Consider the following 14248-nt stretch of genomic DNA (forward strand, 5'->3'; position numbering starts at 1 on the left):
ATGAAACGACCTTTTCGACTGTCTCGTTGTGTTGTTCGCGCTTTGTCTCTCTCCGTGGCCCTGGGGGTGCCGACAGTCGCCGTGGCCCAATCCAATGACGCGCTCTATTACGACATCGGGTGCGCTGCACCCTTCGGTGCATCGGCAGGTCTGGGGCACAGCCCCAGCGTGACCGGAATCGGGGTGGGTTGGAACGTCAATGCCTCCTGCGGCAACTTTGATATTGGCTCGACGGTGAGCAACCAGCTTAACGGCGTGACCAACGGCTTTCAGGACATGATGGGGAATGTGGTTTCCAACGCCACCGGCGCGGTGGCGAGCCTTCCCGCGATGATCATTCAGCGCGCCAACCCGGCGCTTTACGACTTGCTGACCAACGGCGTCCTGCAGGGACGCTTGGACTTCGACAAGAGCAAGTTGTCTTGTCAGCGCATGGCGAATCAGTTGGCTGACGCTACCTTGGGCGACCGCATGCAGCAAGCCGCCATGGCGGAGAACTGGAAAGACGTCGCCTCATCCAATACCGATGCGGTGTCTGCTCAGGAAACCGTGGAAGAGGAAGCAGGCAACAATGGCCGCACCTGGGTCGGTGGCCAGCGCCGAGGCGGTGCTGGCCAGGAGCCGGTTCGCGTCGTCGAGGACACCGCCAAGGCCGGCTACAACCTGCTTTACGGTCGTACCGACCCGACATCCGACGAAGCCGTCTCGGGCGGCGGTGGTGGCTGGGGATCTGTCGCCACGTCCAGCGGTGACTGGATTGGGGGCGGCGGTATTTCTGGCGGCGGCGGCGGAGGCGGCGGCGGTGATTGCCAGGGCGGTATGTGTACGATCTGGGGCTCTCCCGAAGAAGCCGCCGAGTGGACCAAATCGATCGTGGGGGATACCGAACTTCGCACCTGTAACGGCTGCGAGAAAAGCCAGAGTGTCGCGGGGACGGGGCTGGTTCGTGAGCTTGAAGAGGAGCAGCAGGAGATCCACGAAAACCTGGTGGACATGCTCAATGGAGGCGAGATCACCCAGGCCAAGCTCAATGAGGTCTCAGCCGGTGATGGATTAGCCGTTTCCCGAGGCGTGATCGAGGCAATGCGTTCCGATCCCCAGGGCCGCCTGCTCGCCCAGCGTCTGGCGAGCGAGATGGCGCTGGCCAGGACGCTAACCAAGGCGATGTGGGGCCGACGCATGCTGATGGCCGGCACCAGCGATCCGGGGATCGAGAATAACGAGGAAGGGATGACGGCGCTCGATCGCAAGATCGACGGCTTCAATCGCGACATTGCCCTGCTCAAGAGCGAGATGGAGATTCGTCAATCCCTGGCAAGCAACGCCGCCATGTCGGCGCTCAAGCGTGCCGCGAATCGGGCGGTGGGATCCAGCCCGGATGAAACGACCCTGCCGACACCGGCACTCGATGAGCGAGGTCGTCCGACTGAGGGGGACGGTTCATGACCCTCACTCGCTTGCTGAATCCGCGTCAGTGGCCGTCGTTCGTGGTCTTTGGCCTGACCCTGATCGGAGCCTTCGTGGTATGCGGCGTCATCGTCGCCCTGGGTGTTCGCATGATGGGCAGTCAGGCTGCCTTCCAAGCCGCTTGGGGCCAAGCCTCACCCTGGCTATTTCTGTGGCGATGGATCTGTTATGCCGGGGTGATCCTGAGCTGGTTACGGCTCTGGCGACCCCGAGTGATTCGCCGGCTGAAGGAAGATGCCGATGGCGGTGTAGAAGCCCGATCGCGCTTGAAGCGACTGGAGCGATACGCGATCGGCGTCATGGTGGCCATCGAACTCTTTAATCTGCTCGACTGGATGGGAGGTGGCCAATGACCGCCGATCTCAACGTCTCCGACTATCTGGAGATGGTGTTTCTGTTGATGGGCTGGGTCATCAACAACGCCTTGTGGTCCGTGATGATGCAAACGGGCATCGCCTTCGTTCCGTTCATTGCCTTGATCGCGTCCGAGTGGTTCAAGGTGCGTCAGGAGGGCGAGGACGAGGGGAACAAGGGGGTGCTGTTGGTCGCCCGTCTGGAGACGCGGCTAATCGCCATGGTGATCTGCTACGCCGTGACCTGTTTGCCGGTGATGAACCTATCGATCAATCCGGTCAACAACATCGAGCGCCAGAACGCGGACGGCTCCCAGTGTAGTGTCGCCGTCATCGGGCAGGGCGAGTGGGGGAGCAACACGCTGAACGCGATCGATGGAGAATCCGCCGATATTCCGCTGTGGTGGGCCTTCGTGCATGCCATTTCCAAGGGAATGACCAATGCTGCCGTTTCCAGCATTCCGTGTAGCCCGGATCTGATCGCTGTAACGTCCGAGGTCGATGCGCAATCGATTACGGATCCGGGGCTCAAGCGCGAGGTCGGGGAATTCCAGCGTCAATGCTATGGCGCAGCGCGCAACCGGCTGTTCCAGGAGGGTGGCACGATCAATGCCACCGAGGGGATGGATGTCGACTGGTTGGGCAGTGAGTATTTCATCGACACGCCGGGGTATTACGACTCGTTCTACGCCGGCCGCCCCGTGGAGGGCTTTCCGTACAACGCTAGCCGTGACCAGGCGCGTCCTAGTACGGGGCCGGGGCAACCTGGCTATCCGAGCTGTCGTGAGTGGTGGACAGCACCAGGTAGTGGCCTCTATGCCCGTCTGCATGAGCAAGTCGAGCCGGGGTTCTGGGACAGCTTCGGATCCGTATTCTCCAGCAGCGATGCGGAAGACTATGTGATCCGCCGCATGATTAGCGAGCGAGCGGGATCGGCCAACGGTAATCAGTCATCGGCCATCCGGGGCTATGGCAACCTTGATGGTGGGGCGCTGGATGATGTTGGTGACGTCCTTTCCACGGCGGTGGGTGGCATTGGTGGTGCTGTCGCAGGGGCTACCGGCAAGGTCGGGATGGATATGGTGAAACGAGCGCTGCCGATGGTGCAGTACCTGCTGATCATGGCCGTGGTGATTTGCCTGCCATTCGTGATGACGATCTCGGGCTACTCGTTCAAGGTGGCTGGGACAGCGACGTTTGGGCTGTTTGCCCTCTGGTTCCTGACGTTCTGGTGGGAGCTGGCCCGCTGGCTCAACTCGAACCTGGTGGATCTGATCTACAACTCCGAGGCCACCAAGATGAGTTTCCTCGCGGCGGCACAGAACACCTACGACCGACTGCCGCTGCTGTTCGTGGAGTGGGCAACGTTTTTGATCCTGCCTGCGATATGGGTTGGAGTGCTTTCGTGGGCCGGACTGAGTATCGGTAGTGCTGTATCGACTGGCATTAAAGATGGGACTTCTGGCGCCAAGAATGCCGGAGATCAAGGCGCTGATATTGCTAAAAAAGCAGCGACGAAGGGCTAGTCGAGATTTGAGTCAAGATGGGGTAGTTAATCCCCCATCTTGAAACCATTTTCATAGTAGCCAGGCCCTTCGGGGCCAGATGCATGATATCCATCTGATAGGGGAGTAACCGTGGCGTCGGCCCACCAATCCTCGTCAGACTTCCGTGATGGCGTAGACGCTGCCGCACTCGCCAGCGCGCCCAGCGCCATACCTGCTGCCTTGAAGGCTTCACGGGTGATCTGCTTGGCCATGGGGGCGTGCTTACGCACGGCTTCGCGAGCAGCGTCCAGGTGCTGTTCGTCGATTACCCTGCCACCGCCCCGGCGGTTCACCAGGTCAGAGGCATTGTCGTTCCAGAGCCATTTTTTGATGCTCATGGGATACCTCCTTGCATTAGACGCATCTGATTATCAGGTTAGGCCGTTTTCTGGACCAGTGCAATTTTAGCTGTGTTCGTGGGAAAATTGTTTTGTCGTGAGGTTTTACCTGGATAGGCTTCTATTGTGTCAATCTAGTTCGGCGAGATGCTCGATCGTCTGCGGGTATCGCTGTACCAGCCGAATTAGGGTCTGCGCCTGTGCATTGGGCTTCGATCGACCCTGCTCCCAGTTCTCCAGCGTCCGCTGGTTCGTACGTAGGTAATGGGCAAAGACGCCTTGAGACATATTCAGCTTTTCGCGTGTTTGAACCAGGTCTCGGGCGGTAATGTCCGGCAAGCTGGATGGTTTGACTGAGTGCGATCTCAGCGTCCGCTTTCCTTTCCGCGAATCGGCAAGGGCCTCAAAGCCTTCAAGTACCTCATCGAAGATATTCCTGGTCATTTTCGTTTCCTCGCGTCGATCTCGACTTCAAGTAACTGCTTCAACACCTTTCTCTGCTCAGGTGCAAGATCGTCCTGGACATCCTTACCATAGATCGTGAATAGCCAAAATTGCTTCCCGCCGTCCCACCAGTAGTAGATGACTCGGACGCCACCGCGTTTACCTTTTGAGCGAGAGGGGTCTTGAAAGCGGACCTTGCGTAGTCCTCCCGTACCTTGAATCACCTCGCCCGCATGAGGCTGCTTGAGGAGGTACTGCTGGAACTCACGGAAGGTCTCGTCAGCCCAGTAGTGGGCCATGACTCGCTGGAAAGGCGGTAGTTCTATGAAGAGTGCATTCATGTACTGTACGCTATCTGCGTATGGTTTGGAAGAGACCGTCCGCTAGAGTATCCCCTGTCTAGCATCACTGTGTCATGGGCTCGATCATTGGTCGCGGCAACGAGGGAAAGGGGAAACGGCTCAGGCAAAGGGTTTGAAGGGAAGGGGGAATAAGGGGAAGGGGCTTACCCAGTTGGTGGTCAGGGCAACCCCCAAAGGGCTGGACGAGGGAAAGGGCCAAAGGGCTGCTACCGGCCAGAAGCGGACGTTAAGACCATGCTGATATAACGCACGCATCAACCGCAGCTTTGTAGTGGAGCCGAAAGCGTAACGAAAACGCCGTCAGCTTGCCTGCAATTGTTAGGCTAACTCCTGTATGCCGTATTTGCGTTCTCTTTTCTCAAAAGCATAGCTGCCACCCTCTAAAATGTTGCATATGTCAGATCTTATTCCTGTATTCGTTTTAACATTTCCATCTTCAACAGAGCCGGCTATGTAGCGAATATTCTCCCCTTGATTTACAGCAATAATCACTTGCTCAGCATCTGTATTAACTACCAAATTAGCATTATGAGTCACAATAATCACTTGGCGATACTTTTTGATTTTTCTAAAAAGAGGCACAAGCTGCGACATTATAAAGTCATTATCTAAATCATCTTCTGGCTGATCAAACACAAAAGGACTACCAAATGGATCTGTCGCTAATTTCAAGCAGACGTAGAATGTACCTCGTTGACCAGCTGACAGCTTATTGACCGTTTTACCTTTGTACTGAAAATCAGCATTAGCATAAAGATAATTTTTAATACTTGCAGGTGAAAAGAGGTAATTCAATAATTCGAAGCGCCCACCTTTATTGAAAAACTCAGACTTCCAAAAGAAATCCTCTATGTTGATTGGCTCACCATCACAATTGATAATTTTTTCATTAGCCAAGAGATTAAAGAAATCTTCCGCTGAATTGACGCAAAATGTTTCTTGCAATCTTTCAAAAGTCGATCTCTCACTTGTACCCCTAAATTTACCTCTATTCACGCATTCTTCGATGCCTTGGTAAAAACGAGCAGCATTGAAAATTATGCGGCCATCAATATGTATATCAGAGAGTATACTTTGAACAAGCTCATTCTGCTCACTATTCCAGCTCGGCTGTTTAGCTTTAAGTTTTTGAAAGGCGTAATCTATATTCTCTTTTTGGATATCCAAATGTTGCTTGTATAACAAGGCCAGATCACCACGCCTTTTGATGTACTCGTGGTAATTAGAGGTCTTTTGATTTATTTCCTCCAATTTCGCTGACGCCTGATCTATAGACTTTTGATACTCAGTTACTTTGTTAAGCAACGATGATATATCTTGATTAATACCTTGCTGCCGAAACTGTCCAGCAATATCATCATTACTCTTTTTTAATTTTTCAATCGCAGCATTACAGGACTCAATGTTTTTGCCAATTGGATCTTTGAGAGCAAAGTCATCAATTAAAACTGATTTCTCTAGAGAAAGAACGTTTAAGTTTAAATTTGTGATACTCTGATTGATCTCTTTCACGTAACGATTTATGAGCGCTAACGAAGCTCTTGCTTCATGAATGTATTTATTTTTCTCGTTAATGCTTTTGGAATTACTCTGGTACTGTTCAATTAGCAGCTTGTTCTGCGGGTTGGTAAGAGTACCGATTAGCTGGGTGTTACTATCAATAACATTTTGCTGATATTGCTGTGTGTTAATACGCTGCCCTTGAGAATCAATATCTTCCCAGTATTCAACGAATGTTCTATAATCGCTCAAATTTCTTGAAATTTCTGAGCTGCTAACAGAGTCAAAGTCAACCCCATAAATTCCAAGCATTCTCTTTATTTCATCGCTTAGATCATCAGGAATTTGGCTAAAATGTTGAACATCTCCTTGAGATACATGTAAATATGAATAGGTATTAGATGAAGAATTAAACTTTAATACTGTTCCATCCCCTTGGTCCAGTTCAACACAAAGCCCTTCCCCACTCACTTTACGAGCGTTAGAGTGCTCAGCTCGATGATTAAATCTTGAATGCATTGCGTCTAGAAAAAGGCTCTTCCCAGTTCCTCTCCCGCCAATTATCGTGACTAGGTTTGGATTTAGTGGAATCGTCTGACTAAAGAAAGCAATCTCCTCTCCCGAAAACACCTTTCCGCCCAATTCAACAGATTTAAACCAAGGCTTTATGTACTGCTTTTCCACAAAGTCGTCTGTTTGTTGTACTCTAAGATCTGGTTCAATAATCGATTGCCTCAACCCCTCGAAAGTCGGTTTAGCCTTAACCCATGAGTATGTTGCGCCAACCGATTCTATATCATGTGAGTCGGAAGCATAAAAGACGGGTTTTTGTTTCGCAAACGGATATCTATCTTCATTTAAGAAAAAATCTCGATCTTGGGGTCTACCAAGTATTATTTGACATCTTTTTTCTACTTCTAAAGCAACGGCGTATGAGCGTCCCTCTGTCATATCAGGCCTAAACCCGCCATAACCATTGGGACAAGCAGCAATTAGAAAGTCTATTCCAAATTTTAAATTTTTGTTAAGATGTTTAACCAATGATTCGAAATTCACTATTGTTTCAGATAGCTTAGATTGAGAATCAGCAATAGATTGTCGAGAACAATATATGCTCTTTCTATCAGAAGTAGTATTAGATAATGCTAGTGTCGACAGAATGTCATTTATTTTCTGAGTACTAAGATCCTCCGAAAAGATACAATGGACATTTATCCATTCGCCATCTTTATTTTGCTGATCGATACGAAATTCAAGATTTCCTAAAACTGTGATTTTTGCGTTCTTTTCTCTTATTTTTTCTCTGATTTCATCCAGCTCACCAGCTTCAAAAAAGAAATAGTTTGTAACGCCAATCAAGCTTATCTCTGATGAAATTAACTTGTCCACATAATTATCAATAGTCGTGTTGCCAAACTGATTTTCTTGATGAGTATAGGGAGAATGAATATGTAAATCCCACTTGTTCCAAATTGATCCGATCATTTTATCTCCTTAAACTCAAAATGAATCTGAGAAAGTTCGCACGGCCTAACGCCACTAATCAGCCACTCCGTCCTTCGGCGTCGGCTGCATTTGATTGTTAGCTGGTTTTATTCGAGACTTACGCAGCTCTGCATTATGCCAATATCCGCCACTGTATGTTCTGCCAAGCTTGAACACGAACGAAACGCACGTAGCTACCGACAGGCCTATTAATCCACAGTAGAACCAGTTGGCCTGAGCTGCAAAGTCGAAAGGGGGGAGGGAATACCAGAGCAGTAGTACCCATAAAATAGACACATATAGGCTAATGAGCTGATTTATTTTCGAAACTGATAAAGCGCTAGGGCCAGTTACCCAATCGCGAACCTTCTCTGATTTTGTGTAATCGTCCAAATTCCGAGACAAAATGACCTTGTAGAGTGGCCCAGTGACTTCGTTCTCCAAAATATCTACGTGCTTTTCCCAATTCTCCTGCCAGAACTTGCTGCCCCGGTTAACACAGAGCCACGCAAAGGAAAACACCACACCCAAGCAGGATAGAATTACAGACAGATCCTGCTTATTCTGTGCTCCTGATGCTTGTATAGCTAGAAAGCCCGCCAAAGTGGCGCCGATAAAGGTCCAGAAATAGGTAGCCCGCTTCCAGTAGAGATCGATTTCGAATTTTCGGATATCTTGCGCTCGCTCAAGAGCCTTATCTTCCTTCCCTCGAAAATACTCTGAGTACTGTACAGGAGTAATGCTCTCGGTCGTAGTTTCTTTTTTAGTCTTGCTCATAGGCCTGAATTGCCTTGCCTGTTAACAGGTGTTAGATGGAATACTCTGATATTGAATGAACGCACAGGCACGTTCAATAATGTTATGCTGCGCGCCTTTTTCACCATAACCTATTGAAAAACAGGAAGGTTAAGTACGGGGTGGCTAATATAACACCGATCATAGTGCCGGCTGCACAACATCGATGAACATGCACGCAGACTTCGCCCAGTACGTCCGCTTTGGGTCGAAACCCGCCACGGCTACCGCGAACGCGGATGCCTATCGCGTCGTCATTTCAATACTCGTTCCCTGCATCCAATGTAGTGCAATGTCTCATTGTGTAATAGGTCGTATAGACTAATTTTCTAATCTCCACGTCTTGCTTCACTTTCGATGCGATGAACAGGGAGGGGGGCATGCTCACGAGGCCGGGTGATGGGGCAGGGGATATTGATTCCGCTATCGCTATCTGGCTATCCTTGTGCTGTACCACGTTGGCTGCTGACGGTAATAGCAGCGCCCTTAGCCCTCCGGGGCAATCCCAACGCCGCAACGCATCCTGAAACGCGGCGCTCGCCAGAGTTGGATGCTGCCTCACTACCCACCAGGGAGATTTCCCTGGCAGGGAGTCTCCCGCTTCAACAGGAGATTCCCATGAAACACGCCATACCGTTGTATGACGCCTTGCGCGACATCAACGTCTCTGCAGACAAGGCAAGAGCGGTGGTTGATGCCTTGGAGGATGATATGCGTGACCTGGCAACCAAGCAGGATTTGAAAGAGCTGGAGCAGCGTTTGTCCCAGGCTCTGACGATTCGTCTTGGCGGCATGCTGGTCGCTGCCGTTGCTTTCCTCTCGGCGATCAAGTTTTTCGCTTAAAGCCTGACTCTACGACTGGTCGACACCTGTCGATCACACCCACTTGGGGAAACACTTCCCCTGTGGGGATGGTGTTTCTCCTTGCTATCCACTGGAGATACATCATGAATCCATTCAAAGGCTCTCGCGCTTTGCTGCTATCGGTACTCGTACCGCTGATGTTGCCTTCTGTTCTGCCCGATGCACTCCGGTGGACCTGGCTGACGCTGGCGATTCTTTTCGTGCTCAAGGCTCTGGGGATCGTTCAGATGGCATGGGGCGGGGCTTCTGATTCGGAAGCCTCCGACTCGTCTTCGGGCGGGAACAAGACTCCGATCAAAGGCTCGGCTTTCCAAGGCGAGATACTCAAGCTGGGGGAAGCGCCTTTCGAGTTCGATGAGGCGAATAACCCGAGTTACTTCATTACGCTACGGCTCGACCGTGGTGCGGAAAAGACCTTGTGGGGTGTCGATTTAAAGCGCGTTGCGCATCAGACACCACTGGCGGTTGGAGATGACGTTGCCCTCGAGTTTCTGGGTCGAGAAGCGGTCGTCGTCAAACAGCCTGTCCGTAATGACCAGGGCCGCGTTGTAAATCACCGCACGGTGAATTCGCATCGCAATACCTGGAAGGCCACCGTCCTGCCTGCCTAACACCAAGCGGTATCCACCCATTGGGGAAGTTTCTTCCCCAATGGGGGAGGTGCTTCCCCATTTTTGTTCCCAAGGAGAAGCACCATGACAGCACCCTACAGCCGCAACATCCGTATCGACGTCACGACCAAAGCGCAGTGCCGAGGGCTATGTCCCCAGCGCCGCGACGTAATGGTGATGATGGAGCAGCCCCTCATCAATGAGGTGGCCATGCTCGTCGACGCGCCAGTGCATGACGACATCCTGTTGACCTTGCACTGGCTGGATCGCCTCGATGCTTTCATAGACCAAGCGCGTGAAGGACTCGCTGCTGCACCGGAGGGGAGTCGTTCGTTCGATTTCGACATAACGGCCATCCCCAGCACCGGTGATTGGCGACAGCCACTGCGTCTCGAGATCCATGCGGAGATCGAGCGCCGTTGGAACAAGCACGCATTGGTGTTCTCACTGGCTGGCCGGCAAAGCCTGGCCGCTTGAGGACACCTTCATCACAAACCTGATCCCGGCTTACCGGGATCACTCACCCCGACCGGGATTCGCTCCCGGTGGGGGTGGTCTCGGTCGTCATCATGAGGATCTGACGATGGCCGATATCTACCAAGCAATCACGGACCAAATCGTGTCGTCCCTGGAGCAGGGGAACATACCGTGGGTTGGCAAACCCTGGGAAGGCGGCAGGACGTTCGTCACGCCGTCCAACGCCATCTCCGGGCGTCCCTACAGCGGCATCAATGTGCCGCTGTTGTGGACGATGGCCGAGCAGCAGAAGTTCTCTCAGGATCGATGGCTGACCTTTCGCCAGGCGAAAGAGGCCGGCGGCACGGTCCGTAAGGGTGAGCGCAGCACGCTCGCCTGTTTCTACAAACCGATGAAGCGGGAAATCGTCGACGATGACGGTGAGCCCGTATTGGACGAGGAGGGGAACCCCAGGGAGAAGCATTTTGCCATCCTGCGGGGCTTCAACCTGTTCAACATCGATCAGTGCGATGGCCTTCCCGCCGAGATCGTGAATGCTCCTGCCAATGTCGTCGATGGCATCCAGAACATTGATGCTCTGGACGAGATGATCGAAGGCTGCGGCATCCGGGTGGTTCACTCTCGCGATTGTGAAGGGGCGCTGTATATGCCTACTCAAGATCGCGTGCTGCTGCCGGCAAAGGAGCGGTTTCGCGATGCGGAAGGCTACTACAGCACCGCACTCCATGAACTCACGCACGCGACAGGGCATGGATCGCGCCTGGCCCGTCCGGGCATCACGGACTTCAACGGTTTCGGTACGCCGGAATACGCCTTTGAAGAACTGGTGGCTCAGATGGGGAGCGCCTTCATGTGCGGTCACTTTGGCATTCGCAACGAGGCTTTCGACAACTTCTACATCGCCAATTGGATTCAGGTGTTGAAGGAGGATAAGAAAGCCATCTTTCGGGCGTCGGGTGCGGCAAGGCTCGCGGCTGAGTTTCTCAAGCAAGCCTATGCCGAGTGGCATGCACCGGATATGACCGATGCGCCTGACACCGTTGACCGGAAGACTGCCGAGGCTCCGCCGAAGCGTCCTCCCGTCGATGACCAGGACATCGAACTATTCGGCCATCAGTGGCCGCTGGGCGATAGCGTCAAGCTGGATCCCACGGTCGATCGCGGCACGTTCCGAGCCCAGACGGTTCGTCTGAAACAGCTTGGCTACGTGTTCGACGCGTCAACTCAAACCTGGAATTACGCCACAGCCGTTGCGGCGTAATCCACCTTCCCCGACGGGCGGACTCCTTTCCGCCGGGGAGGGATCGCTCGTCATTGATTCTCCAAGGAGATTGGAATGAACGATCGACACCACATGGATCCACGGTTCGTCGAACTCACGGATTCACAGCTTCAAACTATTGAGGATCTGCTTTCGAACAATGAGATCGCGACCGATCAGGAACTGGTCGCATTCTTTGTGGGAGAAGGTATACCGGAGGGGGCTGCCGAGGCCGCCATTGACTTCCGAGGGCAATACCTGACGGAGATTTATCAAGCGGGATTGACGCCGATTCGCGCGGGTAGCCAAGCCAGGCGCTACAACTCGCACGCGCGGCGCTTCGAGTCGAACTGACTCGGACCTTTCAACCAACCCCATGGGGCGACAGCCCATGGGGGCTGCTCGCCCCATCTTTGGCAACTCACGATGGAGGCGAGCATGACTGCACCCAAACTATGGCGGCTGGATGAAGCGCCGGAGCTTTTCATTGATCGCTATCTCGCCGATGGCGAGCGCGCGGTATTCCTCTCTCTATGGGGGCGGGATACCGCCATTCACGAACTGATGGCCAAGCTGACGTTGCCTATGGGCGAGGGCGGTTTAGACAGGTTGACGGTGGTGAGCGATCGCCCCGAACGCTTGTTTATCGATCGCGATCGCCTGGCAAAGCGAACGACGAGGACTTATCAGCGCACCCGGTTCGGCAGCCTGTTGAATCTCTGGCTGTTCGATCAGCGCTGCCAGGATCCCGATCGGGCGAATCGTCAGTGCTACGCCATCTTCAACGAACGTGACTCACGCCAGGACAAGAGCGCGATGCTCTGGACACGCCTGCGTGATCTCGCCGCGTATCCGCTGCTCGATCACTGGCAACCCATGGTTGTTCAGTTGCTCCTCGAGCACGGTGCGATACGCATGCTCGATCAGGCGTCAGGGAGCTTATCTGGCGTCTGGATCGATCTCTCACTGACCAGCGTCCAGGACGCCATCGGTCAGCTCATCCACTCCGGCGATCTCGCCACGCAATAAATCCAGGAGGCCACCATGGCTCTGATGTTTCCACGCCTGGCGCGCAATTTCGCCAAGAACGGATATTACCCGACCGACGAGGACACGATCGATCGTGTCCTGAATGCACTGGACACCTCGCACGATCAGCGGGTACGCATCCTGGATCCGTGTGCCGGCGAAGGCCACGCGATCCTAGAAAGCACTCACCGATTAGGCCGAGATCGAACCGATGCTTACGGTATCGAATACGATCTTGAGCGAGCTCGCCACATGCAGGGTTTGGTCGATGTCGGCATCCAGTCGGATCTGATGGATACCGTCATCTCTCAACGCGCGTTCGGGATGATGTTCTTCAATCCACCCTACGGCGATCTTGTCAGCGAGACCGGTGGCAGCAAGGGGTATGCGGGCAAAGGTAGGCAGCGTTTGGAAAAGCTGTTCTACCAGCGTTGTGTTCACCTTCTGCAGTACGGCGGGATCCTGATGATGATCGTGCCCCGATACGTCTTCGATGATGAGCTGTCGGGCTGGGTCAGCCAACACTTCGATCGCGTTACCGCGTTCGAGGCAGCGATCGACACCTTCCAGCAGGTCGTCGTCTTCGGCGTTCGCACGAAGCGTAATGCACTACTGGCCAACGATCAGGCCAAGCAGACCAGGAAGCTGTTGCAGCGGATCGGATCGGGAGAACTCAAGCCCGCGCCGTTGCCGTTGACCTGGTGTGATGAACCCTATGACGTGCCGCCGGCAACGAGCAGCACGCCACACTGCTACCGGGTCTCCCTGGAGCCTGAACAGTTGGAGCAGGAAATAGGTCGCTTAGGTGGCCTTTGGCCGAGCTTCAACCTGGCTTTCTGGACAGGAGGGGGCACGCAGCGACGTCCGTTGCGTCAGCTTTCGAGCTGGCACCTTGCGCTGTCACTGGCAGCAGGAGGCATATCGGGCGTTGTGACGGCCCGATCGGGGCGTCAATTGGTCGTGAAGGGCGACACCTTCAAGGAGAAGACGGCGAAGGTCGAGTTTAGTGAAGACGCTGACGGCAACATCAGTGAGCGTCGAATTCTGACCGACCGTTTCGTCCCAGCCATTATGGCCTGGGACGTGACGCCAAACTCTCCCGACAAGGGGCGGCTTTTCAAGATCACCTCAACGCCGGCGCAAGACGAGCCGGCACAACCTGGATCCGCCGACTCGGATACCGAAGCGGCATAAACCACCATGCTCGCTCACTGAGCGAGCCAACCCTCCACGGGCAGAACATTGCCCGTGGGGCGTGTTCTGCCCGTTTTCTTTCGGAGATGGACATGAACATGACATGCACAGCATCGGATAACCTCATCGCGCTCAACGATTTCATCGACGAGTTCGGCGCTGGGCTTCTGGATACGCTCAATCACACCCACCCCCCGGTCTATGACGGTCGAGGGAATCCCGCGCGACAGGCGGTAATGAACGCGCTGGCACGCCAACCGTTCCCGGCACAGGCAGATGTCGTTCACGCCATCTGCGCACTGCTACTGGACCAGAACGAGCGTGCCGGCGTGATCAACGCCGAGATGGGGACCGGCAAGACGATGATGGCGATCGCCGTCGCCGCCGTGATGTCGACCGAAGGCTATCGTCGATCATTGATCGTGTCTCCGCCGCACCTGGTCTACAAGTGGCGGCGCGAGATCCTCGAGACGGTGCCCGAGGCTCGGGTCTGGGTACTCAACGGGCCGGATACGCTGGCG

The 14248-nt window shown here is 53.8% G+C and carries 15 protein-coding genes and 1 pseudogene; 11 read left to right on the plus strand and 5 right to left on the minus strand.

Going from position 1 to position 14248, the window contains the following annotated elements:
• The 3 genes from Q0602_RS03110 to Q0602_RS03120 are packed head-to-tail and all read left to right on the plus strand — an operon-like array spanning nt 1 to nt 3346.
• A complete protein-coding gene (locus Q0602_RS03110; protein WP_298838764.1) occupies nt 1–1446 on the plus strand; it encodes a hypothetical protein in 1446 nt (481 codons plus the stop codon).
• Nucleotides 1443–1820: a hypothetical protein gene (locus tag Q0602_RS03115; protein ID WP_298838767.1), complete on the plus strand. Its 378-nt coding sequence runs from the start codon at nt 1443–1445 to the stop codon at nt 1818–1820. Before Q0602_RS03110 ends, Q0602_RS03115 begins: the two co-directional genes overlap by 4 nt.
• Complete coding sequence (locus tag Q0602_RS03120; RefSeq protein ID WP_298838770.1) at nt 1817–3346, plus strand: conjugal transfer protein TraG N-terminal domain-containing protein; 1530 nt, start codon at nt 1817–1819, stop codon at nt 3344–3346. Before Q0602_RS03115 ends, Q0602_RS03120 begins: the two co-directional genes overlap by 4 nt.
• A 26-nt stretch (nt 3347–3372) precedes the next feature.
• Here the strand turns inward: Q0602_RS03120 and Q0602_RS03125 are convergent, their stop codons facing one another.
• The 5 genes from Q0602_RS03125 to Q0602_RS03145 form a co-directional block, all read right to left on the minus strand.
• Nucleotides 3373–3705: a hypothetical protein gene (locus Q0602_RS03125; RefSeq protein WP_298838773.1), complete on the minus strand. Its 333-nt coding sequence runs from the start codon at nt 3703–3705 to the stop codon at nt 3373–3375.
• 129 nt (nt 3706–3834) lie between these two features.
• Nucleotides 3835–4149: a helix-turn-helix domain-containing protein gene (locus Q0602_RS03130; RefSeq protein ID WP_298838778.1), complete on the minus strand. Its 315-nt coding sequence runs from the start codon at nt 4147–4149 to the stop codon at nt 3835–3837.
• Nucleotides 4146–4490, minus strand: a complete 345-nt coding sequence (locus tag Q0602_RS03135) for a toxin (RefSeq protein WP_298838781.1) — start codon at nt 4488–4490, stop codon at nt 4146–4148. Before Q0602_RS03135 ends, Q0602_RS03130 begins: the two co-directional genes overlap by 4 nt.
• Nucleotides 4491–4829: 339 nt before the next feature.
• A complete protein-coding gene (locus tag Q0602_RS03140) occupies nt 4830–7496 on the minus strand; it encodes a TrlF family AAA-like ATPase (RefSeq protein WP_298838784.1) in 2667 nt (888 codons plus the stop codon).
• Nucleotides 7497–7550: 54 nt separating this feature from the next.
• Nucleotides 7551–8273, minus strand: a complete 723-nt coding sequence (locus Q0602_RS03145) for a hypothetical protein (protein WP_298838787.1) — start codon at nt 8271–8273, stop codon at nt 7551–7553.
• A 636-nt stretch (nt 8274–8909) separates the two neighbouring features.
• Between Q0602_RS03145 and Q0602_RS03150 the strand changes: the two genes are divergently transcribed.
• The 8 genes and pseudogenes from Q0602_RS03150 to Q0602_RS03185 all read left to right on the plus strand — a co-directional run.
• Nucleotides 8910–9134 (plus strand): hypothetical protein, encoded by a 225-nt coding sequence (locus Q0602_RS03150; protein WP_298838790.1) that lies wholly within the window; start codon nt 8910–8912, stop codon nt 9132–9134.
• 104 nt (nt 9135–9238) lie between these two features.
• On the plus strand, nt 9239–9766 hold the full coding sequence (locus tag Q0602_RS03155) for a hypothetical protein (protein WP_298838793.1): 528 nt from the start codon (nt 9239–9241) through the stop codon (nt 9764–9766).
• A gap of 84 nt (nt 9767–9850) precedes the next feature.
• A complete protein-coding gene (locus Q0602_RS03160) occupies nt 9851–10243 on the plus strand; it encodes a hypothetical protein (protein WP_298838796.1) in 393 nt (130 codons plus the stop codon).
• A 106-nt stretch (nt 10244–10349) separates the two neighbouring features.
• Nucleotides 10350–11504, plus strand: coding sequence for a DUF3275 family protein (locus Q0602_RS03165; protein ID WP_298838800.1), 1155 nt, complete (start codon nt 10350–10352; stop codon nt 11502–11504).
• A 75-nt stretch (nt 11505–11579) separates the two neighbouring features.
• The gene (locus Q0602_RS03170; RefSeq protein ID WP_298838803.1) at nt 11580–11858 is read left to right on the plus strand and encodes a hypothetical protein; all 279 of its coding nucleotides are present in this window, start codon (nt 11580–11582) and stop codon (nt 11856–11858) included.
• Between the two features lie 84 nt (nt 11859–11942).
• Nucleotides 11943–12533, plus strand: a complete 591-nt coding sequence (locus tag Q0602_RS03175; protein WP_298838809.1) for a hypothetical protein — start codon at nt 11943–11945, stop codon at nt 12531–12533.
• Between the two features lie 15 nt (nt 12534–12548).
• Nucleotides 12549–13649: pseudogene (locus Q0602_RS03180) on the plus strand (DUF6094 domain-containing protein); the annotation flags it as partial.
• Between the two features lie 170 nt (nt 13650–13819).
• On the plus strand, nt 13820–14248 hold a 429-nt coding region (locus Q0602_RS03185), incomplete at its 3' end, for an SNF2-related protein (RefSeq protein WP_298838813.1).

The sequence above is a fragment of the uncultured Salinicola sp. genome (assembly GCF_937921195.1).
GTDB lineage: Bacteria > Pseudomonadota > Gammaproteobacteria > Pseudomonadales > Halomonadaceae > Salinicola.

Excerpts from the sequence above, each read along its gene's own strand:
- Q0602_RS03110 (WP_298838764.1), top strand. The coding sequence starts at position 1 with ATGAAACGACCTTTTCGACTGTCTCGTTGTGTTGTTCGCGCTTTGTCT.
- Q0602_RS03115 (WP_298838767.1), top strand. The coding sequence starts at position 1,443 with ATGACCCTCACTCGCTTGCTGAATCCGCGTCAGTGGCCGTCGTTCGTG.
- Q0602_RS03120 (WP_298838770.1), top strand. The coding sequence starts at position 1,817 with ATGACCGCCGATCTCAACGTCTCCGACTATCTGGAGATGGTGTTTCTG.
- Q0602_RS03125 (WP_298838773.1), bottom strand. The coding sequence starts at position 3,705 with ATGAGCATCAAAAAATGGCTCTGGAACGACAATGCCTCTGACCTGGTG.
- Q0602_RS03130 (WP_298838778.1), bottom strand. The coding sequence starts at position 4,149 with ATGACCAGGAATATCTTCGATGAGGTACTTGAAGGCTTTGAGGCCCTT.
- Q0602_RS03135 (WP_298838781.1), bottom strand. The coding sequence starts at position 4,490 with ATGAATGCACTCTTCATAGAACTACCGCCTTTCCAGCGAGTCATGGCC.
- Q0602_RS03140 (WP_298838784.1), bottom strand. The coding sequence starts at position 7,496 with ATGATCGGATCAATTTGGAACAAGTGGGATTTACATATTCATTCTCCC.
- Q0602_RS03145 (WP_298838787.1), bottom strand. The coding sequence starts at position 8,273 with ATGAGCAAGACTAAAAAAGAAACTACGACCGAGAGCATTACTCCTGTA.
- Q0602_RS03150 (WP_298838790.1), top strand. The coding sequence starts at position 8,910 with ATGAAACACGCCATACCGTTGTATGACGCCTTGCGCGACATCAACGTC.
- Q0602_RS03155 (WP_298838793.1), top strand. The coding sequence starts at position 9,239 with ATGAATCCATTCAAAGGCTCTCGCGCTTTGCTGCTATCGGTACTCGTA.
- Q0602_RS03160 (WP_298838796.1), top strand. The coding sequence starts at position 9,851 with ATGACAGCACCCTACAGCCGCAACATCCGTATCGACGTCACGACCAAA.
- Q0602_RS03165 (WP_298838800.1), top strand. The coding sequence starts at position 10,350 with ATGGCCGATATCTACCAAGCAATCACGGACCAAATCGTGTCGTCCCTG.
- Q0602_RS03170 (WP_298838803.1), top strand. The coding sequence starts at position 11,580 with ATGAACGATCGACACCACATGGATCCACGGTTCGTCGAACTCACGGAT.
- Q0602_RS03175 (WP_298838809.1), top strand. The coding sequence starts at position 11,943 with ATGACTGCACCCAAACTATGGCGGCTGGATGAAGCGCCGGAGCTTTTC.